This window comes from Kribbella albertanoniae (assembly GCF_004348455.1).
Classification (GTDB): domain Bacteria; phylum Actinomycetota; class Actinomycetes; order Propionibacteriales; family Kribbellaceae; genus Kribbella; species Kribbella albertanoniae.
Map to the genome: position 1 here is coordinate 1 of NZ_SMKA01000125.1, position 24,079 is coordinate 24,079.

A 24,079-nucleotide genomic window follows, 5' to 3' on the forward strand; every position below is an offset into this window, starting at 1 on the left:
CCCCCAAGGCCACATCCTCCCCGCCCTGTCCTTCCACTCCCTCTTCGTTGCCCAATACCCCCAGCTGACCGCCCCCGACGCCACCAACTAACTCGTTTTGGCAGCAGGCAAACTCTCCTCTATGCTTACGGCTGTCCCTGGAGCTTCGGCTCCCGCGGGTCCGAGTCCCCATCGTCTAGTGGCCTAGGACGCTGCCCTTTCAAGGCGGTAACGCGGGTTCGAATCCCGTTGGGGATACGGTCGAAAGGCCAGTGTCAGAACCACCTCGAAGATGCTGTAAGATCTACGAGGTCAACCTGGCCCAGTAGCGCAGTTGGTTAGCGTGCCGCCCTGTCACGGCGGAGGTCGCGGGTTCGAGTCCCGTCTGGGTCGCCAGGAGAAGGCGGCGGTGAGAAATCACCGCCGCCAAACTTTCTCCCCGGTCAGGTAGCTCAGCTGGTAGAGCGTCCGCCTGAAAAGCGGAAGGTCGGCGGTTCGAGACCGCCCCTGACCACCCTTCACCCTCTCCGACATCGGAGGGGGATTTTTTCTTTTGGGGATTAATCTTCCCCCAGCGTGCTACGCAGTCGCTCCTTCGTCGCGCCCACTACGCGCGCTCCCACCCACCCTCGGCGGTGCGTGCTATCGCGCGCTCCTTTCCCTGCCGCACGCCGGCGGATCCCTGGCCGGACTCGGCGACTGACCTAGGCGGCAACTCGCACAGAACTCGACCCGGGCGCGCCAAGGAGCGGGGCTCAAACCTGGATCTCCTCGCCGTTAAGTCCAGGTTGTCGGCCTAACCTGGACTTACAGCGGGCGCTAGTCCAGGTTGATTACCAGCTGAGCGTCGGCAGGATTGGACCAGGGCCAGTCGTCCAGCCACTCTGCGCCCGTGCTGTCGCAGCGGTAGCCGCAGTGGTCGCCCTTCGTGCGAGGGCGACCAGTCGTCTGATTTTCACCGTTGCATGCCCAACTCGCTCTCGCCTTCGGACGCGTCGCCGCCGACCGGCGGTCTGACGAGCACGCCGGTATCTGCCGATCTCACGTATCGCACTGGGGGCCAGCTCCAAACCGCCTGGCCTTGGCCCAGACATCCTCATCGAGACGCTGGCACGGCGGCTCGGCCCAACCGTCACGCCCGACGAGATCGGTCTCACGGGGGCGGCCTCCGCGCCGCTGCTCGACTGGAATGCGGATACGCTGACAGCGCTGGTCGATCTCGGGAGAAGCACCTTGGATGTCGAGCGCAGGTCGATCCTGCGGGCTGCCGGTTCCTCTGTCGCCGCGTTGGCACTGCCAGACCATGCATGGTGGGAACACCTCCGCGATCGATCCACCAGCCATCACAAGGTCAACGGCGCACGATTGGTCGGCAAAGGTGACCTCGACGCGGTGCGCGAGACGGTTCAGCTGTTCACGCGAATCGATCAGCGCCGAGGCGGCGGGCACGCCCGCGCAGCCGTCGTTCAGTACCTGTCTTCCGACGTCGCCGGATACCTGCGCGCCTCGTACACGGACGACGGAGTCCGCCAAGGCATGTTCTCGACTGCCGGCGAGCTTGCCTATCTCGCGGGCTGGATGGCGTTCGACAACTCCGAGCACGCGATCGCGCAGCAGTACTTCGCAGTCGCGGTGAAGCTGGCTGCAGAGGCCGATGACGCACCGCTTGCCGCGCACATCCTCCGCGCAATGGCACATCAAGCTGTCGACCTCGGACACCACCGGCAAGCTGTCCGGATCGCCGAGGCGTCGCTTGACGGCAGGCGTTACGACCAGGCCAGTCCTCGCGAGCGTTCGTTGATCGGGGTCGTTCACGCACGAGCGCTCGCCGTCGACGGACAACGAACCGCAGCCAGCCGAGCGCTCCTTCGCGCCGAGACAGACCTAGCGGCTGCAACACCTGGTGACGACGAACCAGGCCGGGTGTTCTTCTTCGGCGAAGCCAGCCTGGCTCACGAAACAGCCTGTACCTTGCGCGACATGGGCGAACTACCGGCAGCAACAAGAGAGTTCCAGTGCAGCGTCCGTACTCGGAAAGCCGGCTAGGCGTCTCCCGCTGCCGCCTGATCAAGGTAGACGGCCTAGACCTTCACGTCGAAGGCCTCGACGCTGTAGACAGCACCCCCGTCCTCGACATCAAACCTTGGTTCACCGACTTCGGCCCCCGCGGCCCAGTCCATCAACCCACCTGGCCAACCGAAATGCTAACCAACTACTTCGCCGATCACCACTAGCCCAGCCGACCGAACTAATGCTGCAATCAGAGGCCTCCAGTTAGCGGGCCAACAGCCGCGATCCGGGCCAGATTCCTAGACCACAACTCGATCCAGAAATTGCAAGCGAGGTTGAGTCTCTAATCTGATTCGACCGCGACCGTCGAATCAAGCCCAGAACGTCGGCGGTTCGAGAGCGCCTGACCATCGCATATCCAATATCGGAACATGCCTTCATTCGGCGTATTTTCCGCCTCGCACTACCGCTCGCAATCGCTTCCACTGCGTCAAATTCCATGCGCGGAACCCGAGATGCCGCCTTCTTCGGAGCGATTGACCGCGCCATCCGTCTAGTGATCGCGTCCACTACCGCAGCGGAACACCCCGTCCTGGGATTCGACGACCGAGTCGAGATCGACTCGGCGCCGCATCAACCGGACGAAGCCAACTGGAGCGAGGCATCTAAGGCAGATCCCACTCAACACGACGCCCCTCTCGCTTCCCGGATCAGTCCATCCATCACCGACTGTTAACAGATACGCGCTGATGCGCTAGCCTGCGTGCGCAAGGATCACTGCAACACTGAACACGCTAGGACAAGGCAAGGTCGATTTTGAAGTTCGAACCCAAAGACCCTGACATTGAAACGCTGGTCGGACGCATACGACGAGGATTGATCGACCTGCAGCCTGACTTTCAACGAGGCGAAGTATGGCCCGCCAGCAAGAAGCAGCGCTTGATCGATAGCATTCTGCGCCGGTGGCATATTCCCCCAATCCATCTCGTCGCTCGCGAAGATGGCACATTTGATGTCCTTGACGGCCAGCAAAGGTTGACGGCAATTCGCGACTTTGTGCGCAACGACTTCCCCGTCGGAAGCAAGATCGAGCCCTTGGACGCCGGAATTGAAGGTCTCTCTGGTCTTCGCTACAACGACCTGCCGCCGGCCGTTCGAAATAGCTTCGATACGTTTCCGATCAGAATATTCGAACTACGCGACTATTCCTCCGAGGAGCCTCACGAGCTCTTTTTCCGCCTAAATCAGCCGACAACCTTGACTGAAGCCGAGAAGCGCAATGCGTTTATTGGCAGCCCACGCAATCAGGTCAAACAACTGACACGATGGGCCATAGATGAAGGCATGACTCCAGAACGCATTGGATTCTCCAATGCGCGAATGGCATACGACGACCTACTTGCACGCTTTCTGATCACAGTAGAACAGGGAACTCTCTTAGAGAAGGTAACCGCAGCCAAGGTCACCAATCGTTACAGGCGTGACGACGAATTCTCTGAGAGGGTCCTAACGGAGGCGAAGGCAGCCCTCAAGCACGTCCTGTCATCGCCACCCTTCCAAGCACGAGCCGAAGGCGTCAAGCCCAACAAAGCCACCATTCACACCTGGCTGTGCGTCGCGGCAAAGCTACATAGAAGCGACTCTCTTTCAGCACTAGGCGAAGTTCTCGACAGCACGATGCTTTGGGTCGAACAATCTCGCTTCTTGCGCGATATGCACGCACGAATGGGACCAACAGCCAGCGGGACGCTCGCCGTATTCCATGACCGCTCAACCTCTCGCGTCGCCGATGTCTCTTCGGTCATTCTTCGCGATCTCACGGCGTGGATGTTCCTTGCATGGCACCTCGGCGTAACTGGCCCCACAGACACTTCTCGCCCCACCGAACTGACGCGCATCTCAGCCAACCCACTACTTCAACTCGGACATGAATTCGCCTTGTCGAACGACGCCTGGGAGTTCGTCAGGCAAGAACCGTCCGACCTCGACGCAGGTCTCCTCTCATTCGCCACCCGAGCCGACTGGGGTGGTGCATCATGGTTGTGAGATTCGTCGAGCGCCAAAAGGCACTACTGCAACTTCCGAAAAGGAACTACCGCTCAAGTCTATTCTCCGCAGCCATCGAGACGCAGGCAGGCGAGTCGCTCGAGATAAAGTTCGCACCCGGCATAACGGTACTCTGTGGCGGCAACGGCGCCGGAAAGTCGACGACACTCGAAACCTTGTGGACGAGCCTCGTAGATTCCGAGGAATATGATGGCTTCCGCCCTGCGGCCTGGGCTACCAAATGGATCTCTATTATCTCAATCTCCGGCCAACACGAAGGTGAAGACTGGGATACATCATTGAACTTGGAGACAGGTGATGTATCGGGGGATTGCCCTGCTCCCGTAGTTTTTCTGGATGCCGCAGCCGAAACTGGCTTACTGCTCTCAACCTTCCTAAATCAGGACGGTCGACAGCTCAACGAAGAGCTCTTAGAAGGCATCGACCCCGACCCATTCTCGGATGATCAACTCCAACTCCTGTCATATGTATTACGGCGCCGTTACGAGAAGCTCGAGACATTCGAGGTCACCTCCTTTAGCGAAGACGACAGTGCGATGCCGTTTTTCCAAGCCACGTCAATGGGTATGACCTACCCACTGACGGGAATGGGTCGCGGAGAGCTCTGTGCCGCGTTTCTGATTTGGAAGCTGAGCAGGATCGAACCTGGCTCTATTGTCTTCCTCGAGGAGCCTGAGAGTCACCTGGCCACCTGGTCCCAGAAGGCTCTCGCCGAAGTTGTAACGACGCTGATCGTAAAGCGAGATTTGACCGTCGTTGCGTCTAGTCACTCGCCGGGATTCTTCGGACATTTTGATACTCGACACATCGCACTGCTCTCCGCATCTCCTCGCCCCGAGGTCCGTTCGGGCATGGACATCATCGAACTCGGCCGTCATCTAGGCTTGCAACCGAGCAGAGCGGCGATGATCCTCGTGGAAGACACTGTCGCAGCTGAATTCTGCCGCGCGGTGCTGGCCGCCGTCGATCGGCCACTCGTGGCGATGGTCAGCTTCAAGTTCACCAAGTCGGGGGAGAGCGGAGTGCGTCGAACTGTTGGCGACACTGCCGGAGCTCCTGGCGACGATTTCGTAATCGTCGGCGTACTCGATGGCGATCAGAAAGAAAAGGACTCGGTCGCCACCCGCTTCGCCTACGAATATCTTCCTGGGAGTGAATCCCCAGAGGTGATTCTGCGTCACGCCACAGATGAATGGCGAACCGGCGCGTATCTTGAATGGGACGTCCCTCTACCTGGCGGCGCCGACCGGCTGAAGTTGCTGCTCGAGAGATTCGACGGCGAGGATCCTCATGACTGGTTACATTTACTCGGAGTCGAGTATGGAGGACTTTCAAAGGTAGTCGAGGCATTGACAATGTTACTACTCCTGAGTGATGCCCTGGCGGCTGAAGCTACCGAATTCTCAATCGCCCTTAGAGAAAGACTTCAGCAGCCAGCGCCAGCCTCATCTCTGTTCTAGCCAGAACACCTGACAGCTCGTCGCTCCGATGAGCTGTCAGGTCATGGTGGCTGAATTCTCACGGATATCATTTGCGGTAATGAAGGAGGCGCCTGCGACCGTCAAACAGTGGACTTGATTACACACCTGAGCTGTCGACCTAGAGACTGTGGGTCTCTTTACCGCCGCTTCGCCCGCTCGACTTCCATTGGGAATGGCTGAGACGATCGCGTGGTGATCACCAAGGCTAGGTATCCTGCGAGGCACGCAGGTGCGGGTGTGTCACTCCTCGCGACTCTCGATCTCCGCGGCCCATCCATCAAAGTCCGGCATCACGCGCGAGTCGGTACGCATCAACGTCCCTCGCTGAAGTGGGTCAAGATCACGCTGCGCGAACTCGGATCCGCCTTCAACCCATAGATCTAGCTCGTCATCACTCACCACCCCGGTCTGACTATTGGCGACCCAGGCGCGACCTTCCACATCGACAAACCGGACATACCCATTCATGTCTCGGGAGGTCGTGAAGATGCGAGCGACGACCTCAACGCTGTCCCCTGGCGCTATGGTCCCAACTAGCTGAGGCCCCCAGCGTTCGTCATGGCAAGCAATCTTGATTCGGGCCTTCGAGATTGGATCAGCACTGGAGTTGGTAACCACAGCGCTGACGTCCCAGCCGATGAGGTCGCCTTCGTGATCGAGCAAGTGCTGCCCTCGGGTGTCCACAGTGACTCGACGTGCTTGCCGCCAGAGCTCCGCCTCAAAGGCAGCTTCGTCACGCTGCCGCTCGACTAGTACGAGCTCGCGGCTGGCATCGGCCGCACGTGCGGCGACCCGCGCTGCGACACCCGCCAGCACCGCCGCTCCGATCGTGCCGACCGCTGTCGCAAGTTCAAGCCAGTTACTGAAGTCCATCCGCTATTGGAGCACGCCTCGCTTGCGATGAGGTAGACCCTGCGAGGTGACCGGTTCATTGCGCGCCGACCCCACCAGCTCGCTCGAAGGTTTCAAATCGAGACCACTCCCAACTTGGTTGCCAGACGCCAACCGCCGCCCGGTGGGCGACACGGTCGCGTAGCGGCACGTTCCCCAAAGGGACAGATGGAATGATTCGAATCATGTCTGCGCTGCTTGAGGCTCTAAAGGATTTCGCTGCACCGATCGCCGCGCTTGGAGGCGCAACGATGGGCTACGTCGGTGGCATTCGTAAGGATCGCGAGTCTCGGTACCACCAGCGCGTTGAGCAGCTCTACCAGGACATGCTGGCCAGTCTCGCTGCAGACCACACCAACCTCATGCAGAACTTCGGTGGGCGGCTTTTTTCGAATGACGACGTTGAGTATGACGCCCACGCACGGAGGGACATCCACGCGAGAGCTGAGCTATTTGCTGGCCCCGGAGTGTTCAGCGCGTGGGAAGCCGCACGCAAACCGCTTCGTGAGATCAGGTTGGCGGTTCGTTTGAAGAGCAATACGTTCCTCGTCAGCGACCTTGAGGAAGCTGCCGACCTCTACTACGCCGCTCGGACAGAACTAGTGAAGGCCATGCGAGAGGACCTGCGGGTTCGTGGGACCGGCGGGCGTTTGCGCCGATGGGCACGCGCCGCGAGATACCACCTGCGCCGGCGACCGCAGCTCAGTCAGGTTGGAAGCCAGTGACCGCAACCAGTACCGCAACGGCCTCCGACAGGTACGGGTGATACCAGCGTCCGGCGCCCGCCGCCCTACGGCCCGGCCAAGCGTTGCCCGGGTCGCTGTCGAAGTGAAAAGCGAAAGGTCGGCGGTTCGAGACCGCCCCTGACCACCTTCACCTCTCCGACTTCGGAGGCGATTTCCTTTCCTCAGCGTGCATCCGCCCACCCTCAGACGGTGCGTGCTCCGCCCGCCCTACCGCTACCGCGTGCTGGAGTTCCCAAGCCTGTTTACGGATACGGCGGTACTCCGCCTGCAGTAGTCCGCAACGGCCCGGAGGTCTTAGTCAGCGACTGCGGATCGCCTCGGTGAGATCGCTGATCCGGTCGATGATGGCGTCGGCTCCGGCGGTGGTTAGGGCGTTGGCCTTTCCGGGTTTGTTGGCGTAGGCGATGGTGGCGGCTCCGCTGGCTTGGGCGGCGCGGATGTCGGTGGGCTGGTCGCCGATGAGAGTGCAGGTTTCTGGTGCTGCTCCGAGGGCTTGGGCGGCTTGCTGGATCAGGTAGGGGTTGGGCTTCATGAGAGTGGGGTCCGCGGGGTTGCGGGCTTCGATGTGGTGGACGAAACCGGTGAGGCCGGATCGGGCTAGGTATGCGTGGACTGCGGCGGCTGCGTTGTTGGTGACGATCGCTAGCTTGTGCCCGGTCTCTTGGCAGGCGGCGAGGAACTGGTCGATCCCGGGGGTCGGAGTGGCGCTCTGGACGGCCTTGACCTCGGCGTTGCGGAGGGCCTCGTCCATGCTTGCGGCTAGGTCTCGTGAGACGCCTGCGCATTCAAGGAGGACGTCGTGGGGGCTCGACAGGCCGCCGAGGGCGGCCGGCAGTAGGCCGAGTTGGTCGTAGGCGAGTGCGCGGAGGTCGTCGGCGATCTGAGCCGCGGGGTATCCGGCGAAGACGGAGCAGACTGGGCCGTCGAAGTCGAGCAAGATCACCGGGCTGCGATGCAGGATGGCGGCCAGCGTCTCGGCGGTCACGGCTTGTGGGTCCGGCCGGGTGTGCCCCACCAACGGCAGGCCAGGTCTACGTCGCTCACCACGCGGCGGGACCGAGCAGCATCGTTGCCAACGGCATCGAAGATCATGAGGTTCATGCGAGGGCGTCTTCGATCACTTGGGCGTGGTCGTCCAGCGATGACCGGTCGCGTTCTGAGTCATGCGCGCAATACTTCCAGTGCGTCCAGACAGGCGCTACTCAGTTCATCCTGGCGCCTGCCGTGGAACTTCGTCGTACATGACGGCCACAGTCGTCGCGTGGACCTTCACCTCTACGAGGCTCGTACGTCGGTGCCATCGGCGTCAGCGACGAAGATCGCGGCGGTGTAGGGGATGTCCAGCTCGGCGATCAGTCGGGTGAAGGCGATCTTCAACCCGTCGGGCGCGTGCCCACAGGTACGGGTGCGGTACGGGCAGCGCCGCGGCAGTGGTGATTCCTAGGCTTGGTTGACGACGTGCCGGCGCGGCCGTCCAAATCGTCGAAGGAGTGGTTGTGGGCGTGTCTGTCCGAAGAGTGACCGTGGTAGCGACGGCAGTTGCCTTGCTGATGTCGGGTGCCGTTGGGGTGCAGGCGGCGTCCACGGCCGAGGCTGTGACCTGCGTCAGATCCAGCAGCGACTCGTTCTACGTCCGTGGCGGCACCTCCTGGGGGTTCGGTGTCGACTGGCCGGGCGGGAATGCCAAGGTGAAAGTTACCTACCGGACACCGAACAGCACCACGAACATCCGGGTACGGCTGGCCGTGGGAGGAAGCAGCTCGTCGACCATCCTGAAAGGCAATGCGGGCCGCCAGGTGACGAAGACCGTCAGTGTCGGCTACAAGTCCCGCGGTGACGGCACGCTCTGGTTCGAGGCGTCGGGCGGAAACCCTGACTCGAGGCGCAGCGTCACATCGTGGTGCCTGTACAAGTCCTGATCACGCGATCTACGGAGTCGTACAGTCACGGAGCGGCAGCCAGACTCCGTGAATCCCGCGCCAACCAGCGTTTCACCGATCGGAAGGGGACGCCGCGGTTGGGTGGACGGGCTGCGCGAGCCACAGAGGGCGGCAGCACGCAGGGAAGCGTCAGGGTTTGATGCGGGCGGTTGTGTAGGCCCACATGGCGATTTCTACTCGGTTGCGGGCGCCGATCTTGGCCATCACGCTCGTGAGGTGGGTTTTCACGGTGCTGAGGCTGATGTGGAGGTCTGCGGCGATCTCGGCGTTGGTGCGGCCTTGGGAGGCGGCCAGGAGGACTTCTTCCTCGCGCGGGGTGAGGGGGTCGGTCGGTTGGGTCGGGGTGCGGGATGGTTGGGCGAAAGCTGCCAGTAGGCGAGCAGTGATGTTGGGGGCGATCAGGGCTTCGCCGTTCGCGGCGGCGTGGATCGCTTGGACCAGGAGGTCGGAGCCGGCGTCCTTGAGCAGGAAGCCACGGGCGCCGGCCTTCAGGGCGCCGTACACGTATTCGTCGAGGTCGAAGGTGGTGATCACGACGATGGGCAGGGGGTCGGTGACGTCGGGGCCGGCGAGTTCGCGGGTGACGGCGATGCCGTCCAGGCCGGGCATCCTGATGTCGAGCAGGCAGACGTCGGGGCGCAGGCGGCGGGCGAACTCGATCGCCTCCAAGCCGTCGGCCGCTTGACCGACGACCTCGATGCCGGGTTGGGCGTCGAGGATCATCGCGAGGCCGGTCCGGACGAGATCCTGGTCGTCGGCGACGAGGACGCGGATGGTCATCGGCGGACCGCCGTTCGAGGCAGGACGACGTCGACGGACCACCCGCGGTCCGCTGAAGGGCCGGCTGCGAAGGTGCCGCCGAGGAGGGTCGCGCGCTCGGTCATCCCGGCCAGGCCGTAGCCGAGCGAGTTCCCGGGGGCCGAGGTGGGCTCGCCGTCGTCGCGGACGGTCAGACGCAGGGAGTCGCCGTACGACGTCAGCCGGACATCGACGCGAGTTGCCTGCCGGGCGTGCCGTACGGCGTTCGTGATCGACTCCTGGGCGATTCGGTAGATCGCGGCGCCGACGCCTGGTCCGAGGTCGTCGAGGTCGCCGGACAGCTCGAGCTCGACCCGCGGGCGGTCCCCGGCGCTGCGGGCGAGCCGTTCCAGGTCGGCCACTCCCGGTTGCGGAACGAGCGCCGCCGTACCGTCGTCGCGTAGTAGGCCGACCATTGTTCGCATCTCGGCGAGAGTACGCGTGCCCTCTGCCTCGATGATGGCGAGCGCATCGATCGCCGCTTCCGGGCGGGTCGGGGCGACGGCTTGGCCGGCCTGGGCGCGGATGACGATGGCCGAGACGTGGTGGGCGACCGTGTCGTGCAGTTCGCGGGCCAGTTGCTCACGCTCGCGGAGCCGCACTTGGTCGAGTTCGCGGAGCCGGGCGGTACGCCGGTAGCGGGCCGCGTGACCCAGTGCCGCCGGGGACAGAAGGAACATTCCGCCGGCGACCGCTTCGCCCCACCCAGGGAAGTCGGCAGCGGTGCCCAGCACGAGTGCGACCACGACGAATGCCAGGCCGATCAGGACCTCGCGGCCGGATCCCCAGCGGAGCAGCGAATACGGCAGCAACACCACGCAGATCATCGAGTACAGGCCGAAGGGCTCGGTCCCGCTGATCAGCACCACGAAGTTGGACAGGATCACGGCGCTGAACACTCCGACGACCACCTGCAACGGATGGGTACGGCGCCAGAGCAGCGCGAACGCGGTTGCCACAGCGAACACCACCGCCACGGGCCGCCAGACCACGTCCTCGCGGAACACACCTTCCAGCACCGCCGCCAGCAGCAGACCGCCGAGCAACACCCAGTCCCGCCACACCCTCCTGGGCGGGTCCGGTGCTCGCGGCTCGCGCAGCAGCGAGCGGACGGCGTTTCTCACCATGCCCACAGCGTAGAGACTCCGGCACCCCGGCGTATCGGCTCAAAGTACGGGACGCGACCTGGCTGATCGGCCGAGGGAAGTCCGGCTCATCGCCCGAGGTGGCGACCTGCCCTTCGACCGCAGGCTGAACCCAACTCTCGCCGAAAGGAACCGTCATGAGGTCGAACCTGTACAGACTGGGCCGGTACGCCGCTCGCCGGCCCTGGGTGGTGATCGGAGCGTGGCTGGTGATCGCGGCGCTCGTGGTCGCGGCTTCCGGCGCCTTCGGCAAGAAACTCGAGGAGTCGTTCGGAGCGCCTGGTGTCGACTCGCAGGCTGCGACCGACCTGTTGTCGGCTGCGGGAGCGGATCAGGCCGGGCTGACCGCCCAGGTCGTCGTCACCCCGCGAGATTCGGCCTCCACGCTCAACTCGCCCGAACTGCAGGCCGCGCTCACGCGGATCCGGTCGACCGCCGCGGCGCTGCCGCACGTGCTGGCGGCCGACGATCCCGAGATCTCGCCGGACGGCAAAGTCGGGCTCATCCGGCTGCAGTATCCGGTGCTCGACAAGCTCGAGCCGAGCGATCTCGAGCAGCTCAAAACACTGACATCGGTGCAAGAGCCCTTGCGGATCGAGCTGGGCGGCGATCTCTTCTACGCGTTCGAAGAAGCGCAACCAGGTCTCGCCGAGGCGGTCGGGTTGATCGCGGCGATGGTGATCCTGCTGCTCGCGTTCGGATCGATCATCGCGATGGGGCTGCCGGTCGGGATGGCGGTGTTCGGCCTCGCGCTGGCGGTCAGCGCGCTGTCCTTGGTGAACCATCTGATCGCTTTGCCCGCCTGGGCGCCCGTGCTCGGCAGCATGATCGGGCTCGGCGTGGGCATCGACTACGCGCTGATGATCGTCACCCGGCACCGCGAGTTCCTGACCGCCGGGATGGCGGTCGAGGAGGCGGCCGGGCGCGCTGTCGCCACGGCCGGGCGGGCCGTCCTCTTCGCCGGTGGCACCGTAGTGATCGCGATCCTCGGGCTGGCGGTGGCCGGCGTACCGTTCATGACTGCCGGCGGGATCGCCATCTCACTGATCGTATTGACCATGGTGCTCGCTTCGCTCACCTTGCTGCCCGCGTTCCTCGGTTTGGCCGGGCACTGGATCAACCGCCTTCAGGTACGGCGGGTGCGGTCGACTCCTGGTTCGGGATGGCACCGGTGGGCGGGCCACGTGTCCAAGCATGCGGCCGTCTATGCCGTCGGCGCGACCGTTCTCCTGCTGGCCCTGGCCGCGCCCGTGCTCGCACTCCGCGTCGGTACGCCGGATGACGGCGCGCTCCCCGTCCAACGCACCGAGCGCCGGGCGTACGACCTGGTGGCTGCGGGATTCGGTGCCGGGAGCAACGGTCCGCTGGTGATCGCCGTCGACGTCTCACGCGATCCGAGCGTCATCCAACCCCTGTACGACGCCGTCCGGGGCGACCGGGGCATCGCATCGGTGGCGCCTCCCCAGGTGAACTCCGCGGCGGGCGTTGCGACGCTGATCGCCGTACCGGCAACTGGTCCGCAGGACGACGCGACGATGACCACGGTCGAACGGCTGCGCGCCGAGGTCTTCCCATCTGTCCTGAGGGACAGCCCGGCGAAGGCTCATGTCGGCGGTCAGACCGCGACCCTGGCGGACGTCGGTGCGAAGGTCAACGACCGGCTGCCCTGGTTCATCGGCGCCGTGATCCTGCTGTCGGTCGTACTGCTCACGGTGGTGTTCCGGTCGGTCGTCGTACCGCTCAAGGCCGCACTGATGAACCTCCTCAGCATCGGCGCGTCCTTCGGCGTCATCGTGATGGTCTTCCAATGGGGCTGGGCCGCGAACCTGATCGGGCTGGAGACGACCGTCCCGATCCTCCCGTTCATCCCGATGTTCATGTTCGCCGTGGTGTTCGGGCTCTCGATGGATTACGAGGTCTTCCTGCTCTCCCGGATCCGCGAGGAGTACGTCCGGACCGGCGACAACACCGCCTCGACCATCCACGGCATCTCGACGACCGGTCGCGTGATCACCTCGGCAGCGCTCATCATGATCGCGGTCTTCGTCAGCTTCGGGCTGGCCAACGACCCGACGGCCAAGATGTTCGGTCTGGGCCTGGCGACCGCCGTACTGATCGACGCGACCATCGTGCGACTGATTCTCGTCCCCGCGTTGATGAAGCTGCTGGGCGACGCGAACTGGTGGATGCCGGCCTGGTTCACCCGGCGCACCCCACGGGCGGCAATCCGGCAGCCGGAGGTCGTCCCGGAGTAGTCGCCTCACGCCCTGATGCCGGCGGCGTGCCGGGTGACCTCCCACTGCTGGCGGTGCGTCAGGATCGCGTAGTTCACCTCAGTGTCGCTTCGTTGCCCGGCTCGGACGATGTGCAGCGGTCGCCCGTCCGGCAATACGTCGTGGTATTCGGCCGGCTCCGGCGCATGACCGCACAAAACCACCGACGCGTCGGCGCGGGCGAGCAGCTGAAGCGAGGCTGCTCGCTCGGCGGCGGTGAGATTGCCGTCGTACGTCGGGTGTGCGGGCCAGAACGTGTTCCACGGGTTGCCCGGCATTCCGTGGCAGACGTAAACGCCGTCGGTGAGCAGGAACTCCTCGGGCAACGATCGCAGCCAGCTGAGTTCGTCGGCTGACAGCGCTGCCTGGCCGGCCGCGGTCTGCTCCAGCCACGGACCGGGCGGATCCGAGCGACGCAACCGCATCCACAAGGTGTGGCTCCAGCGAGGCGTTCCCCAATCGATCAGATACCGGTCCCGATTGCCTGGGATCGCACGGATGTCGTCGGCACGGAGCTGGCTGATCGTTTCCGCGGGCGGCTCCGGAGAGAACGGGTTGTCCAGGATGTCGCCCGCGTAGACGATCACATCCGGCGAGTGACTCCGAATCCCCGCCAGTGCCGCAGCCAGCGCCCGCGCGTTCCCCTCAGTGTCAGATATCAGTCCGATCCTCATGTCCCGATAACGCCGCAGTCGCCAGGATCGTGTCCTTGCACCGTGATACCGCTAGGTTCTACGGTCGCGACGACGACAAGCGGAAGGAATCCCATGCTGAGGCAGGTCGCAGCGGGTGTGCTGATCCATCAGAGCGAGTTGCTCCGGAACAACGCTGTCGTCGTACAAGGTCGTGCCGGTGTGTTGCTCGTCGATCCTGGGTTGACTGATGGCGAAATGGCTTGCCTGGCTCGTGAACTTCGCGAGTTGGGGCAGCCAGTTGTGGCGGGGTTTGCGACGCATCCTGATTGGGATCACGTGCTCTGGCATCCCGAGTTCGGCGACGTGCCTCGCTACGGTACGGCGGGCTGCGCGGCCGCTCTGCGGGAATTGCGGTCGGACGCGGCTTGGCGGGACCGTGTCGTCGAGGGGCTTCCGCCGGAGATTGCCGGGGAGACGCCGCTGGATTTGTTCGGCCTCATTACCGAACTGCCGGCAGGATCCACGCAGATTCCTTGGGACGGTCCGGAAGTGCGGGTTGTCGAGCATCCGGCGCATTCGGAGGGTCATGCGGCACTGTTCATCGAGGAGCTCGGGGTCCTCGTTGCCGGCGACATGCTGTCCGATGTCTTCCCTCCGATGCTCAACACGTTCACCAGCACCAACGATCCGATCGAGGAGTACCTCGCGGGGCTGCGGGTGCTCGAGGCCGTGGCGGACGGCGTTGATGTCGTCATCCCGGGTCACGGGTCCGTCGGCGGAGCTGGTCAAGCACGTGCACGGATCGAGCAGGACCGCGCCTACGTGCAGGCTCTTCGCGACGGCTCGGATCTCGAGGACCCACGCATCACACATCCACAGCCCGACTGGGAGTGGGTGAGCGACATCCACACCGGCCAGGTCCAGCAGTTGGCCAACTGGAGGGCGCGCGAGTAGGGCAGAGCTCAGGTCCAGCCGAGGGATGCCGCGAACTCGGACCCGAGCAGAGCGCGCATCCGGGGCCGGTCCTCCGGTGTCACCTGGTGCAGGACATGTGCGACGGACTCGAGCGCCCGTACGTCGTCATCGGCCGTCGCGTCGTCCGGTCGCTCGTCGACGAACCGGACGAGGTCCCGCAATGCCTCCGCGAGGAGCTCCGCAACCACATCACCAGTCATGCTGAAACTTTAAGGAATGCCGTTTTTGTCGGTTGGGGTGGCTAGCGTTGCGGGCATGCGATTCTCTGTGACATTCGGGGCGGTTGGACCGGCGCGTGATCCGCGCGGCCTGGCTGAGCTTGCGCGGATGGCCGAGGACTGCGGGTGGGACGGCGTGTTCCTGGAGGACTATCTGGCCTACCAGGGCGATACGTCCCAACCGACGTACGATCCGTGGATCTGTTTGGCAGCCATGGCTTCGGCTACGTCCAGGATCAAGCTCGGTACGACGGTCACGCCCGTGCCGCGGCGTCGTCCGTGGAAGCTCGCCGCCGAAGCGGTTGCCCTCGACCACCTGTCGAACGGCCGGCTCATCCTCGGCGTCGGAATCGGCGACCCGGGCGACCCGTTCCTGGCCGGTGTTGGCGAACCCACCGACCCCCGGGTGCTCGCGGAGATGCTCGACGAATCGCTCGAAGTCATCACCGCCCTGTGGACCGGCCAACCCGTTCACCACCACGGCAAGCACTACCAGCTAGCCGGCGCCCAGCTAACTGCGCGCCCGCTCCAGCACCCCCGCATTCCCATCTGGGTCGGCGGCAACCTTCTCGTCCCCGCGGTCCGCCGCCGCATCCTCCGCTGGGACGGCTCCACCGCCTACAAAGGCCCCACCGCCGCACCCCAAAAGCTAACCCCACAAGACATCAGCGCCCTACGAGCCGAACGCAACACCCCACTCGACATCAAAGTCCGCCTCAACGACGGCGACCCCACCACCTACGCCCAAGCCGGCGCCACCTGGGCCGGCCGCTGGATAGCCCCCGGCCCCCGCCAAGAAGCCGAATCCATCCTCCGCCAAGGCCCACCACAACTAACTTGAACCACGGATGCTGGCATCATCGGCGGATGATGACGAAGTCCGAATACCTCGCCCGGGCCGAGGCCGAAGACGATTGGGCGCCCGGGTGGCACGCAATCGACGCGGTGTTCGACGCCCTCTACCCGGGGATCACGCCCCCACACCTGGCCGCACCCCTTCAGTCCCGCGCCATTTTCGGCGGCGAGGACTACCTCGACGGGTGCAGCATCTATCCCAGCCCGAACGGCTACCAGCACCTCCTGACCTACGGAATGTCCAAGCTGTACGTCGATGAAGAGTCGTTCGGCGGCGACTTCAGCGGCTGGGGTTACGAGATGACGATGAAGGTCCGGGCCGACCGGCCGGACGAATGCCACTGGGCGATCAACTCGCTGGGCAACCTCGCTCGCTACACCTACACGTCCAAGAACTGGTTCGAACCGTTCCAATTCCTCAGCGGCCAGGGCCAGCCACTGCGTACCGACAGCGACACCCTCCTGACCAGCTACGTGCTGGCACCGGACACCGAGGTGCCTGGCATCGACACAGTCCACGGGCGAGTCGACTTCATCCAACTGGTCGGCATCACCCAACGCGAACTGGACTGGGTGGCCGGCGAGTCCAACGAAGGAGCCGCCGAGCGAGCAAAGGACCTGCTACGCCGCATCGCCGACGACCGAAACCCGCAGCTCGTCACGGACCTTTCCCGCTCTCACAGCTACGTCTGACCGTCCGTTCCGCTAAGCAGGGAAGGCTTTCCAGTGGCCTTCGGTGATTACTTCGACGGGGCCGTCGGTCACCTTGAGGGCGGTTTGGTCGTCGATGGCGTACGACGGGCCGTTGATGGTGGCGGCCCATTTTTCGGCGTTGGGCAGGGTGTTGTTGGGCATGTCTTCGTGGTCCAGGTGGGGGTAGATCGAGAAGTCGACGAGGCCTAGGGCGCGGTCGTCGGGGGCGGACGGCCAGGAGACGAAGTCGTCGCCGATGCGTGGGGTCAGCACCATGCTGCCGGCGCTCATGCCCACCCAGACTGTGTCGGGGAGCGACGGCAGCAGGTCCGCCAGGCCTGACTCGCGCATCCAGTGGTACAGGTAGGTGGCTTCGCCGCCGTCGACCAGCAGTACGTCGGCCTCCTTGACCCACGGCACCCAGCGGTCCGCACCGATGCTGGGCAGGGCGGTGAGTTCGAGGACACCCACGGACGCCCAGCCCAGACTGGACAGGTGCCATGGGGGCGTACCGGCAACGGCCTTTTGCACCGTGACAGGACTCAACGCCGGGTGACCCCATTGTGCGGTTGGGATGAACAGCGCGCGGGACTCGGCGATCGGCTTGCCGAGCAGATCGATCAGGGCATCACGAATGCTCTCGTTCGTGATGCCTCCGGAGGTGAGCAGCAGCTTCACAAATCCCCCTAGTCCCAGTACGGCGTACCGACTGATCCTAAGGGCGTAGCGGGCCGAAGAGGACGCGGCTGAGGAGCGCCATCAGAATGAGTGCCAGTAGCCCGGACAGGGCAACGATCGAGATGATGCAGGCGATGTTTCTCGCGATCGCCAGGTTTCGGGTGCTGTGGGTGAAGTTGTCGGTCAGGACGGCCAGTGTTGCAAGCATCAGGAAGCCTGTGATCGCGATGATCAGCAGGAGAACGTGGTGACCGCCGAGGGTGCCGGTGGCGGTGAATTTCGAGGTCTTGTCGAGCCACGGCCCGACGGTGTACATCCAGATCGCTGTCGCCAGATCGCTGACCATCAGGAACCAGTAGATGGTCGTCGGCCGGGACGCTACCTGCTTCAGAGCAACGGTTTCGGGATCTTGTTTCGGTCGCACCAGTACCGGGTTGCGGGCGGTGCTCAAACTGCTCAGTCTGCGGACGGCCATCGTGCTACTCCTATCGCCCGGAGCGACGCCCGCCGCTGATTGCGGACGTCCTTCTGACGACAGTGAGCCTCAGCACGCACCAGCCTGGCGAATTCCGATGTCGTGACGACATCAACGCGCCTGGTGAACCGCCGCAAGCTCCGCAACCAACGGTTCCCCGGCACCACGAGTGCTCGTGAACCACGGATGGACCGTCCCCGGCGCAGTATCGACGTACCGGCTGATTTCGCCACGTGTCGGCCCACCACGGAAGACGGGTTCATCAGCGTCTGGAACAGCCTGACCCAGTACGGCGGTCAGTCGCGCCAGCCGGCGGTTCCGCATCTTCGGCTGCCGGGACAGCCGGATCTCCACCATCGCCCGCCGCCACTCACTGAGCACGAACTGCGCTCGGCGTTGCCGCACCAGCTCGTCATCCCCGTCCGTCAGAGCCGGCGCCGTCTCGTACCCCGGATCGAAGACATCGGCACGAACATCATCAGCCGACGCCCCCCGCAACGGAACGTCCTGGGTGAAGACCGCGCGCGCCGGACTGAACTTCAAGCGCACCGGCGCATGCGCCTCTCCGGAACGCCTATCGACGAGCCGCACCATCAACTGGTCCGCGATCACCGAAGGCACCCGCGAACCGAACGCGGGCACGAGGACGCGAACCGTCGATCCTCCCCGCGACTCGACCATGCGGATCTCCGAAGCGATGACGCGAGCGCGTACCTGACGAGGATCGACCGAGCTACTGTCCCCGCCACTGAACTCAAGGGCCGGCAACTGCTCGACACGCTTGAGAACTCCCCCAACCGGTACGGCGACCTTCAGGCGACTCCACGCCTGAGCCACAGCATCGAAACACTCGTCGGGCCCACCGGTCACCTGACTTGCCAGGTTCGCATAGCCAGTTGTGACTCGTGACAGCGAGGAATACAAGGCCCGCGGCAACGACGACGCAGAGTTCGCCAGCCCGGTCAGGTAGGTGGAGAGCTCCCCCGCCGAGCGCCGAGCCAGTACTACGGCCTGCCCGTTCCGATGCTCCCGCAGCGAGCTCGATCGCAAGGTCCGCGCGGCCCGGGCCCGAACGACCGCGCGCTCGGCATCCAGCAACGCCTGATCCAGAGGCACCTGCAGCCAGCGATCCAGCGCGTCGATCACCGCGAGTCTGCGCCAGGGCCCGGACTTGGCAGCCTCGACCGGTACGTCGGTAGTGAGCCGCGAACCCACATCGGCCCGGATTTGGCTGAGGTAGCGAACGCTGCCCTGTCCCACAAGGGCTTCCAGGAGATCCCGGTCAGCGCGGTCCCATCCGTCAACCGCGACAGCACGCCATCCGTCCGGATCGGCCAGATCGATCTCGACACTGACGCCGGCCCCGAGCTGCGTCGTACCGGTCAGGTCGGCCGGCGCCTCTTCGGCCAACCTGACCTCGGGCACACGACCCCCCATCCCTGGCGCAGTCAGGACGGCGATCATCGAAGTTCCTCCTCCGCGCACTGCCGGGCCGGCTGGTCGAGGTCGTTGTTGAGGTCAACGATCTCAGTGGATCGACGATGCGATGGAATAGGGATCCTTAAAGGGTAGGTCTGCGGGGAAGGCGCGTAAAGGCATCGGTGAAATCAGGAGGCCCGAGCAAATTGCCAGGCATTGACGGAACTCAGCCGGGAAGGGCAGTCGGCGGGTTTCCCAGGTCCGGCCCATGGCGGTTCCGGACGGCGAGCGAGCTCAAGGATCGCGAGCCTCTGCAATCCGTTGTATTTGCCGCCATTGCTCCAGACCATGAGTGACATCTCCCCCGCGGACGGGTAGCGCAAACGGCGCAGATCCGTCGCGCTGCGGAGGAACTCTGCGCGCAGTCCGTCGCGCAGTGCGTCGATCCGCTCCTCCACAGCAGCCGCCTCTTCGTCGACAGGCGCAGCCTTGGTCCAGGTCGCCGGGTCGTGCCGCACCCAGCACATGTACTCGACGAAGGCGAGCACCAGGATGTGCGTGGCCGGAGTCAGCTCGGGCGACCGCTCGGCGATCCGCTGGAACAGTTCACTCAGTTCCTGCTGCTCCCGCCAGATCAGCCGGACAGCTCGAAAGATCAGCTCGGCGTCGCCACCCGGAGCCGGCTTGGGCGGGAGAGCGAGCCGCTCGACCTCACCGGGCCAGGACGGTACGTCGTCGATCTGGCCGGTCTCGTTGACTTCCAGGCACGGCAGTCGCGGGTGCCTGCGACGCAGCTGGACGGCCGCGCCTCCGAGCGTGGTCCAGGCCCGGCTGTGCTCGCCGATCGCCCGGTAGGACATCGCTCGGGCGACCCTCATCAGGGTCGCCGCCAGGTAGGCATCGAAGAGCTCCGCTTCGTGCAGGATCCGCGAGGCCTTTCGCCAGTTCCCCAGCTCGAGCGCCTCGATCACGCCGATCATGGCTGCGGAGGGACTGGCCGAACACCCCTTGCGAAGGGCGATGGCGTCACGGTGAGCATCGGTACTACGGCCGGGAGTCTGCTCATGGGGCACCTGCTTCAGTCATCGAAACGGCTGAGGTCGTAAGAAGCTCCTGTCGCTGGCTCTGCTATCTACAACTGTTCTACCCCTGGATCTACCTAGATACACAGTAGAATCAGTGGAAAGGGAGATTTCCTCCTAACAAAGGCCGGCACGGGGTCGAAGAGGTCACGGGGCGGTCACGATGCAGGCGGCGCCGGTAGCGCCTGAGCCGCTGCGCAGTTCTGGGTGTGGACGCTAGAGGTGTCCACGCTTGTACTTCACTTGTAGTTAGGTGTAATCCGGTGGAGTAGGGTGACCGAATCCATCTGGACACTGATCCTCCCGGGAGTGACCTTGGCCCCCTCGCCAGAGGCGGTACTCGCCGACCGGCTGCGCGCGCTCAGACAGGCGCAGCGGCTGACCCAGGCGAGGCTGGCGCGTGCGCTGGGCGGCGCCAAGGGGATCTCGGTGTCGGCGATCAGTTCCTGGGAGAACTCCTCCGATCCGAAGTTGCCACCAGCCGGCCGTCTGCGGGCTTACGCACTCTTCTGCGCCCGGGATCACTCGGCCGAAGCAACTCCCCAGTTGGGCCGCGAAGAGGATCTGAACGCCTCCGAGCGAGAGAAGTTCGACGCGCTCTACCAGGAGCTGATCGGACTCCGTGACGCCGCCCGGAAGAAGCCCGGTACGGCGGCCGCCGGCGCCGGCCTCTGGACCTTCGAGGCAGGTCCGGTCACGATCATCTGCCCAGAAGCACCCGCTGCCTATCGGTCACCACTGGCCGACGAAGCGAACCCCAATCACACCCGCATGTACCGGTACGCCGATGTCGACGCCCTGATCGAACTGTGGGGGCACCTTCGCGCCCGCAATCCCGAACTGGAAGACCTCGCGCACAAGTTGCCGGAGGAAGCCGTCTCCCCCGATCTGACCGGTCACTTGATCGTGCTCGGCGGGATCGTCTGGAACGATGTCGCCCATCAACTGCAGCCGCTGATGCGCGATCTGCCCATCCAGCAGGTCGAAGTACCGGACCTCCTCAACGGCGAGGTCTTCAGATTGCCGGACGGGCAGGAATTCCGGCCGCAATGGGGCGAATACGAACGCACCCTGGAAAAGCCACCGACCAAGGAACAGATCACCGCGGACCAGACCGAGGATGTCTGGCGCGACGGTAAAAGGCGCGGCCTGCTCGAGGACGTGGCATTTCTGGCGCGGGTTCCCAATCCCCTCAATCACACGCGGACGCTGACCGTCTGCAGCGGGGTCTACAGCCGGGGAGTTGTCGGCGCCGTCCGTGCGCTCACGGACATCGCCGTTCGGGAGCGGAACGAGGCGTATCTCGCGAGCCGCTTCCCCGGAGGATCTTTCGCTCTCCTCCTGCGGGTTCCGTTGGTGAACGGCGCGGCGATGTCGCCTGACCTGGAGATCCCGTACAACCGGCTGTACGAATGGTCGCCCGATGACGAGGCGGTTGCGTGAGCCGGCAGATCGGTCAGCGGCACTCCCATGCATCCCTGTTACGCGATGTGTCCACCTCCGCCGTACCCCCGAGCCGCAGTCGCTTGGACGCGATCGTCGTACCGGCGGCGCGTCCCGCATCGGCTCTGCAGAACATCATCGAACTGTCCGCGGCACTGTCCGTCCCGCTGGTGGTTCTCTGTAGTCGGCAGACGAGCGGGGAACAGGTCCGCGAGCGCGTGGAAGAGTGTTTTGGCGCCCGCGCACTGATCGTCGACGTACCGAGCGACTATCAACTCCCGGAGCAGTCGTACGCGACCGCACACCCGACGTTCTTGAAGGCTTCCGCCGATCGGTCCAGCGATCTCAGCACCAAGCGCAACATCGGCCTCCTGCTCGCCCGGCTACGAGGCTGGCACAAGATCCTCTTCGTCGACGACGACATCAGTCACCTCCGGCCGTACGACGTCGGGCGCCTGACGAGCGTGCTCGACCGGAATCCGGTCGCCTCGATGATCACCCGGCGGTTCCCGGACAACTCCGTGGTCTGTCACGCCCGGCGGCTGGCCGGATTCGATCAGGACATCTTCGTCAGCGGGGCGGTGCTCGGCGTACAGGTTCAGCATCCGGAGCTGTCCTTCTTTCCCGACGTCTACAACGAGGACTGGTTCTTCTTCGCCCGCCAGGCCGCTGATCGCCACCTGCCCAAGGTCGGTGAGGTTCGGCAGCTCGACTATCTGCCGTTCTACGATCCGCAGCGGGCGGCTCGGGAGGAGTTCGGCGATCTGCTCGCGGAGGGGCTCTACGCGCTCTTCGAGAGCACGCCGGGATGGCACTTCGACGATCAGCTGAAGCTCGCCGCCAGCCGCAGCTATTGGCGCGACTTCCAGCAGATTCGCCTGGAGATGATTCAGGAGACGCTGGACAAGCTGGCGCCGGCGCATCACCCGCATGTGCGGAGCGCAGAGAAGTCTCTGATCGAAGCGACGTCGCAGGCATCGGCCATTGACGCCGAACTGTGTGTCGACTATCTCGAGGCATGGCAGCAGGACGAGCGCAGGTGGCAGAAGCGCCTCGTGAACCTGAGCCCTGCATCAAGCGATCGCTACGCCCTGGCGGAGCTCGGACTGCCCGGCGGGATCGCGTGCGGTTATGGGGCCGAAGCCGTCGTCCGCTGATCGATTCCCTTGAGGCAGTTCACCGAGCGCAGCTAAACTCTCACTTCCCGGCGCGGACGGAGGGGTCCCGGTTGCTGGAGCCGCATGCGCGCGATCCGCAGATCTCAGTCATCCGCCTGGAGCCGGATGACTGGCCCACCGCTCGGGAGCTGCGGTTGCAGGCGCTGAGGGATTCTCCTGACGCGTTCCTCGGCGGCATGACCGCAGAGGGCGAGTACGACGAGAAGCACTGGCGCGGTGAGCTCGAGCTGAACGTGTGGTTCGTGGCCCGGCTGGACAGCGAACCCGTCGGCCTCGCGAAGCTCAATCGCAGTCCGGAAGAGGGCGACGGCATGCACCTCGAGGCGATGTGGGTCGCCCCGGCCGCCCGCCTCCGCGGAGTCGGCGAGGTCCTGGTCACGGCCGTCGAGGCGACGGCAACCGCCCTCGGAGCACACCTCCTGCGCCTCTGGGTCTTCGCCGAGATCCAGTCGGCCCACACCTTCTACCGCCAACTCGGCTACACCGGCCCGGTCCGCCGCCAGGCGATCAAGGTCAACGACCGCGTCCGCATCGAAGAAGAGTACGAAAAGTACCTCGGGTGATCGGCGTCCAGGCGCGCTTGAACGGTCAGGGCTCAGGGGCTTCCTCGATCGAGGCATCGCCTGGGCCAAGCAATACGAGCAGGCGTGCTCGAGCTGCGGCCAGGCGGTCTGCGTAGTCGGCGGCGAAGAGCTCGGGCAGCGTGGTGTCGAGTGCGCCGGTGATCGTGTAGATCGGCGACCACACAGCTCGGTCCGTGATGATCGAGCCGAGGCGGTCGGACTTCATCATCGCCTCGTAGAGCCAGTCCGAGAGGACCAGCGCCTGATCGTGGGTCAACGTGATGGTCACCGGGTCGTCGTTCACTCGGCCAGAGTAATCGGGATGTCGATTCTGAGGCTATAGGTATTCCCTATGGCGGCTACTGGGATTTCGTCTTTGCTCGGCTTCTTTTTCAGATCTAACGTGAAATCGAGGTCAGCAGAGACGAGAGGTTTGAAATGCGGGAACTTGCGGGGAAGCGGGCTGTTGTTACGGGTGGTACTCGGGGGATCGGGGCTGCTGTGGTGCGGCAGTTGGTGGGGGCTGGGGCAGAGG

General features: G+C 64.5%; 25 protein-coding genes and 3 tRNA genes. 16 read left to right on the plus strand and 12 right to left on the minus strand.

Annotated elements, in window-relative coordinates:
- The first annotated feature begins 164 nt into the window (after nt 1–164).
- The 7 genes from E1261_RS24365 (at nt 165) to E1261_RS24400 (ending at nt 5,516) form a co-directional block, all read left to right on the plus strand.
- Nucleotides 165–237, plus strand: a tRNA-Glu gene (locus E1261_RS24365).
- Between the two features lie 61 nt (nt 238–298).
- A tRNA-Asp gene (locus tag E1261_RS24370) sits at nt 299–375 on the plus strand.
- Nucleotides 376–420: 45 nt separating this feature from the next.
- Nucleotides 421–493 (plus strand) — tRNA-Phe (locus E1261_RS24375).
- 878 nt (nt 494–1,371) lie between these two features.
- Complete coding sequence (locus E1261_RS24385; RefSeq protein ID WP_132410275.1) at nt 1,372–2,025, plus strand: NsdA family TPR-like regulatory protein; 654 nt, start codon at nt 1,372–1,374, stop codon at nt 2,023–2,025.
- The gene (locus E1261_RS47150) at nt 1,995–2,213 is read left to right on the plus strand and encodes a TrmO family methyltransferase domain-containing protein (RefSeq protein WP_202874989.1); all 219 of its coding nucleotides are present in this window, start codon (nt 1,995–1,997) and stop codon (nt 2,211–2,213) included. Before E1261_RS24385 ends, E1261_RS47150 begins: the two co-directional genes overlap by 31 nt.
- Nucleotides 2,214–2,805: 592 nt before the next feature.
- Nucleotides 2,806–4,035, plus strand: coding sequence for a DUF262 domain-containing protein (locus tag E1261_RS24395; protein ID WP_165952637.1), 1,230 nt, complete (start codon nt 2,806–2,808; stop codon nt 4,033–4,035).
- On the plus strand, nt 4,032–5,516 hold the full coding sequence (locus E1261_RS24400) for an AAA family ATPase (protein WP_165952638.1): 1,485 nt from the start codon (nt 4,032–4,034) through the stop codon (nt 5,514–5,516). The genes E1261_RS24395 and E1261_RS24400 overlap by 4 nt, the downstream gene beginning before the upstream one ends.
- 261 nt (nt 5,517–5,777) lie before the next feature.
- Here the strand turns inward: E1261_RS24400 and E1261_RS24405 are convergent, their stop codons facing one another.
- Nucleotides 5,778–6,410 (minus strand): hypothetical protein, encoded by a 633-nt coding sequence (locus E1261_RS24405; RefSeq protein ID WP_132410281.1) that lies wholly within the window; start codon nt 6,408–6,410, stop codon nt 5,778–5,780.
- 203 nt (nt 6,411–6,613) lie between these two features.
- Between E1261_RS24405 and E1261_RS24410 the strand changes: the two genes are divergently transcribed.
- Nucleotides 6,614–7,153, plus strand: a complete 540-nt coding sequence (locus tag E1261_RS24410) for a hypothetical protein (RefSeq protein ID WP_132410283.1) — start codon at nt 6,614–6,616, stop codon at nt 7,151–7,153.
- A gap of 319 nt (nt 7,154–7,472) precedes the next feature.
- Here E1261_RS24410 and E1261_RS24415 read toward each other — a convergent pair whose 3' ends face one another.
- Nucleotides 7,473–8,159, minus strand: coding sequence for an HAD family hydrolase (locus E1261_RS24415; protein WP_132410285.1), 687 nt, complete (start codon nt 8,157–8,159; stop codon nt 7,473–7,475).
- Between the two features lie 517 nt (nt 8,160–8,676).
- On the opposite strand from E1261_RS24415, the gene E1261_RS24420 reads away from it, so the two are divergent.
- Nucleotides 8,677–9,093 carry a hypothetical protein gene (locus E1261_RS24420; RefSeq protein WP_132410287.1) on the plus strand — a complete coding sequence of 139 codons (417 nt, stop codon included), beginning with the start codon at nt 8,677–8,679 and terminating at the stop codon, nt 9,091–9,093.
- Between the two features lie 150 nt (nt 9,094–9,243).
- Here the strand turns inward: E1261_RS24420 and E1261_RS24425 are convergent, their stop codons facing one another.
- Together E1261_RS24425 and E1261_RS24430 are read right to left on the minus strand one after the other, a co-directional pair.
- Complete coding sequence (locus E1261_RS24425) at nt 9,244–9,894, minus strand: response regulator (protein WP_132410289.1); 651 nt, start codon at nt 9,892–9,894, stop codon at nt 9,244–9,246.
- Complete coding sequence (locus E1261_RS24430; RefSeq protein ID WP_132410291.1) at nt 9,891–11,039, minus strand: sensor histidine kinase; 1,149 nt, start codon at nt 11,037–11,039, stop codon at nt 9,891–9,893. The genes E1261_RS24425 and E1261_RS24430 overlap by 4 nt, the downstream gene beginning before the upstream one ends.
- Before the next feature lie 155 nt (nt 11,040–11,194).
- Here E1261_RS24430 and E1261_RS24435 point away from each other — a divergent pair, with 155 nt between their 5' ends.
- Complete coding sequence (locus E1261_RS24435; RefSeq protein WP_132410293.1) at nt 11,195–13,312, plus strand: MMPL family transporter; 2,118 nt, start codon at nt 11,195–11,197, stop codon at nt 13,310–13,312.
- Between the two features lie 5 nt (nt 13,313–13,317).
- Here the strand turns inward: E1261_RS24435 and E1261_RS24440 are convergent, their stop codons facing one another.
- Nucleotides 13,318–14,004: a metallophosphoesterase family protein gene (locus E1261_RS24440; protein ID WP_132410295.1), complete on the minus strand. Its 687-nt coding sequence runs from the start codon at nt 14,002–14,004 to the stop codon at nt 13,318–13,320.
- Nucleotides 14,005–14,097: 93 nt separating this feature from the next.
- Between E1261_RS24440 and E1261_RS24445 the strand changes: the two genes are divergently transcribed.
- Nucleotides 14,098–14,919 (plus strand): MBL fold metallo-hydrolase, encoded by an 822-nt coding sequence (locus E1261_RS24445; RefSeq protein ID WP_132410297.1) that lies wholly within the window; start codon nt 14,098–14,100, stop codon nt 14,917–14,919.
- 8 nt (nt 14,920–14,927) lie between these two features.
- On the opposite strand, the gene E1261_RS24450 is transcribed toward E1261_RS24445, so the two are convergent.
- Nucleotides 14,928–15,140: a hypothetical protein gene (locus E1261_RS24450; protein ID WP_132410298.1), complete on the minus strand. Its 213-nt coding sequence runs from the start codon at nt 15,138–15,140 to the stop codon at nt 14,928–14,930.
- Nucleotides 15,141–15,195: 55 nt separating this feature from the next.
- Here E1261_RS24450 and E1261_RS24455 point away from each other — a divergent pair, with 55 nt between their 5' ends.
- Together E1261_RS24455 and E1261_RS24460 are read left to right on the plus strand one after the other, a co-directional pair.
- A complete protein-coding gene (locus tag E1261_RS24455) occupies nt 15,196–15,999 on the plus strand; it encodes an LLM class flavin-dependent oxidoreductase (RefSeq protein WP_132410300.1) in 804 nt (267 codons plus the stop codon).
- Between the two features lie 26 nt (nt 16,000–16,025).
- The gene (locus tag E1261_RS24460) at nt 16,026–16,706 is read left to right on the plus strand and encodes a suppressor of fused domain protein (protein WP_202874991.1); all 681 of its coding nucleotides are present in this window, start codon (nt 16,026–16,028) and stop codon (nt 16,704–16,706) included.
- Nucleotides 16,707–16,718: 12 nt separating this feature from the next.
- Here E1261_RS24460 and E1261_RS24465 read toward each other — a convergent pair whose 3' ends face one another.
- The 4 genes from E1261_RS24465 to E1261_RS24480 form a co-directional block, all read right to left on the minus strand.
- The gene (locus E1261_RS24465; protein WP_132410302.1) at nt 16,719–17,384 is read right to left on the minus strand and encodes a Type 1 glutamine amidotransferase-like domain-containing protein; all 666 of its coding nucleotides are present in this window, start codon (nt 17,382–17,384) and stop codon (nt 16,719–16,721) included.
- Between the two features lie 37 nt (nt 17,385–17,421).
- Nucleotides 17,422–17,859, minus strand: a complete 438-nt coding sequence (locus E1261_RS24470; protein ID WP_132410304.1) for a hypothetical protein — start codon at nt 17,857–17,859, stop codon at nt 17,422–17,424.
- 111 nt (nt 17,860–17,970) lie between these two features.
- A complete protein-coding gene (locus tag E1261_RS24475) occupies nt 17,971–19,284 on the minus strand; it encodes a hypothetical protein (RefSeq protein WP_132410306.1) in 1,314 nt (437 codons plus the stop codon).
- Between the two features lie 182 nt (nt 19,285–19,466).
- The gene (locus E1261_RS24480) at nt 19,467–20,258 is read right to left on the minus strand and encodes a hypothetical protein (RefSeq protein ID WP_132410308.1); all 792 of its coding nucleotides are present in this window, start codon (nt 20,256–20,258) and stop codon (nt 19,467–19,469) included.
- 375 nt (nt 20,259–20,633) lie between these two features.
- On the opposite strand from E1261_RS24480, the gene E1261_RS24485 reads away from it, so the two are divergent.
- The 3 genes from E1261_RS24485 to E1261_RS24490 all read left to right on the plus strand — a co-directional run bounded on the left by E1261_RS24485 (nt 20,634) and on the right by E1261_RS24490 (nt 23,544).
- On the plus strand, nt 20,634–21,803 hold the full coding sequence (locus tag E1261_RS24485; protein WP_165952639.1) for a helix-turn-helix domain-containing protein: 1,170 nt from the start codon (nt 20,634–20,636) through the stop codon (nt 21,801–21,803).
- Nucleotides 21,800–22,960 (plus strand): hypothetical protein, encoded by a 1,161-nt coding sequence (locus tag E1261_RS45405; protein ID WP_165952640.1) that lies wholly within the window; start codon nt 21,800–21,802, stop codon nt 22,958–22,960. The genes E1261_RS24485 and E1261_RS45405 overlap by 4 nt, the downstream gene beginning before the upstream one ends.
- 71 nt (nt 22,961–23,031) lie before the next feature.
- A complete protein-coding gene (locus tag E1261_RS24490; protein WP_165952641.1) occupies nt 23,032–23,544 on the plus strand; it encodes a GNAT family N-acetyltransferase in 513 nt (170 codons plus the stop codon).
- A 25-nt stretch (nt 23,545–23,569) separates the two neighbouring features.
- Here E1261_RS24490 and E1261_RS24495 read toward each other — a convergent pair whose 3' ends face one another.
- Together E1261_RS24495 and E1261_RS46470 are read right to left on the minus strand one after the other, a co-directional pair.
- Nucleotides 23,570–23,848 (minus strand): hypothetical protein, encoded by a 279-nt coding sequence (locus E1261_RS24495; protein WP_132410314.1) that lies wholly within the window; start codon nt 23,846–23,848, stop codon nt 23,570–23,572.
- Nucleotides 23,845–24,079: hypothetical protein (locus E1261_RS46470; protein WP_238176402.1), on the minus strand; the 235-nt coding region annotated here is incomplete at its 5' end. The genes E1261_RS46470 and E1261_RS24495, both read right to left, overlap by 4 nt.

Coding starts and splice junctions, on each gene's coding strand:
- E1261_RS24405 (WP_132410281.1), bottom strand. CDS start 6,410: ATGGACTTCAGTAACTGGCTTGAACTTGCGACAGCGGTCGGCACGATC.
- E1261_RS24410 (WP_132410283.1), top strand. CDS start 6,614: ATGTCTGCGCTGCTTGAGGCTCTAAAGGATTTCGCTGCACCGATCGCC.
- E1261_RS24425 (WP_132410289.1), bottom strand. CDS start 9,894: ATGACCATCCGCGTCCTCGTCGCCGACGACCAGGATCTCGTCCGGACC.
- E1261_RS24430 (WP_132410291.1), bottom strand. CDS start 11,039: ATGGTGAGAAACGCCGTCCGCTCGCTGCTGCGCGAGCCGCGAGCACCG.
- E1261_RS24435 (WP_132410293.1), top strand. CDS start 11,195: ATGAGGTCGAACCTGTACAGACTGGGCCGGTACGCCGCTCGCCGGCCC.
- E1261_RS24440 (WP_132410295.1), bottom strand. CDS start 14,004: ATGAGGATCGGACTGATATCTGACACTGAGGGGAACGCGCGGGCGCTG.
- E1261_RS24445 (WP_132410297.1), top strand. CDS start 14,098: ATGCTGAGGCAGGTCGCAGCGGGTGTGCTGATCCATCAGAGCGAGTTG.
- E1261_RS24450 (WP_132410298.1), bottom strand. CDS start 15,140: ATGACTGGTGATGTGGTTGCGGAGCTCCTCGCGGAGGCATTGCGGGAC.
- E1261_RS24455 (WP_132410300.1), top strand. CDS start 15,196: ATGCGATTCTCTGTGACATTCGGGGCGGTTGGACCGGCGCGTGATCCG.
- E1261_RS24460 (WP_202874991.1), top strand. CDS start 16,026: ATGATGACGAAGTCCGAATACCTCGCCCGGGCCGAGGCCGAAGACGAT.
- E1261_RS24470 (WP_132410304.1), bottom strand. CDS start 17,859: ATGGCCGTCCGCAGACTGAGCAGTTTGAGCACCGCCCGCAACCCGGTA.
- E1261_RS24480 (WP_132410308.1), bottom strand. CDS start 20,258: ATGATCGGCGTGATCGAGGCGCTCGAGCTGGGGAACTGGCGAAAGGCC.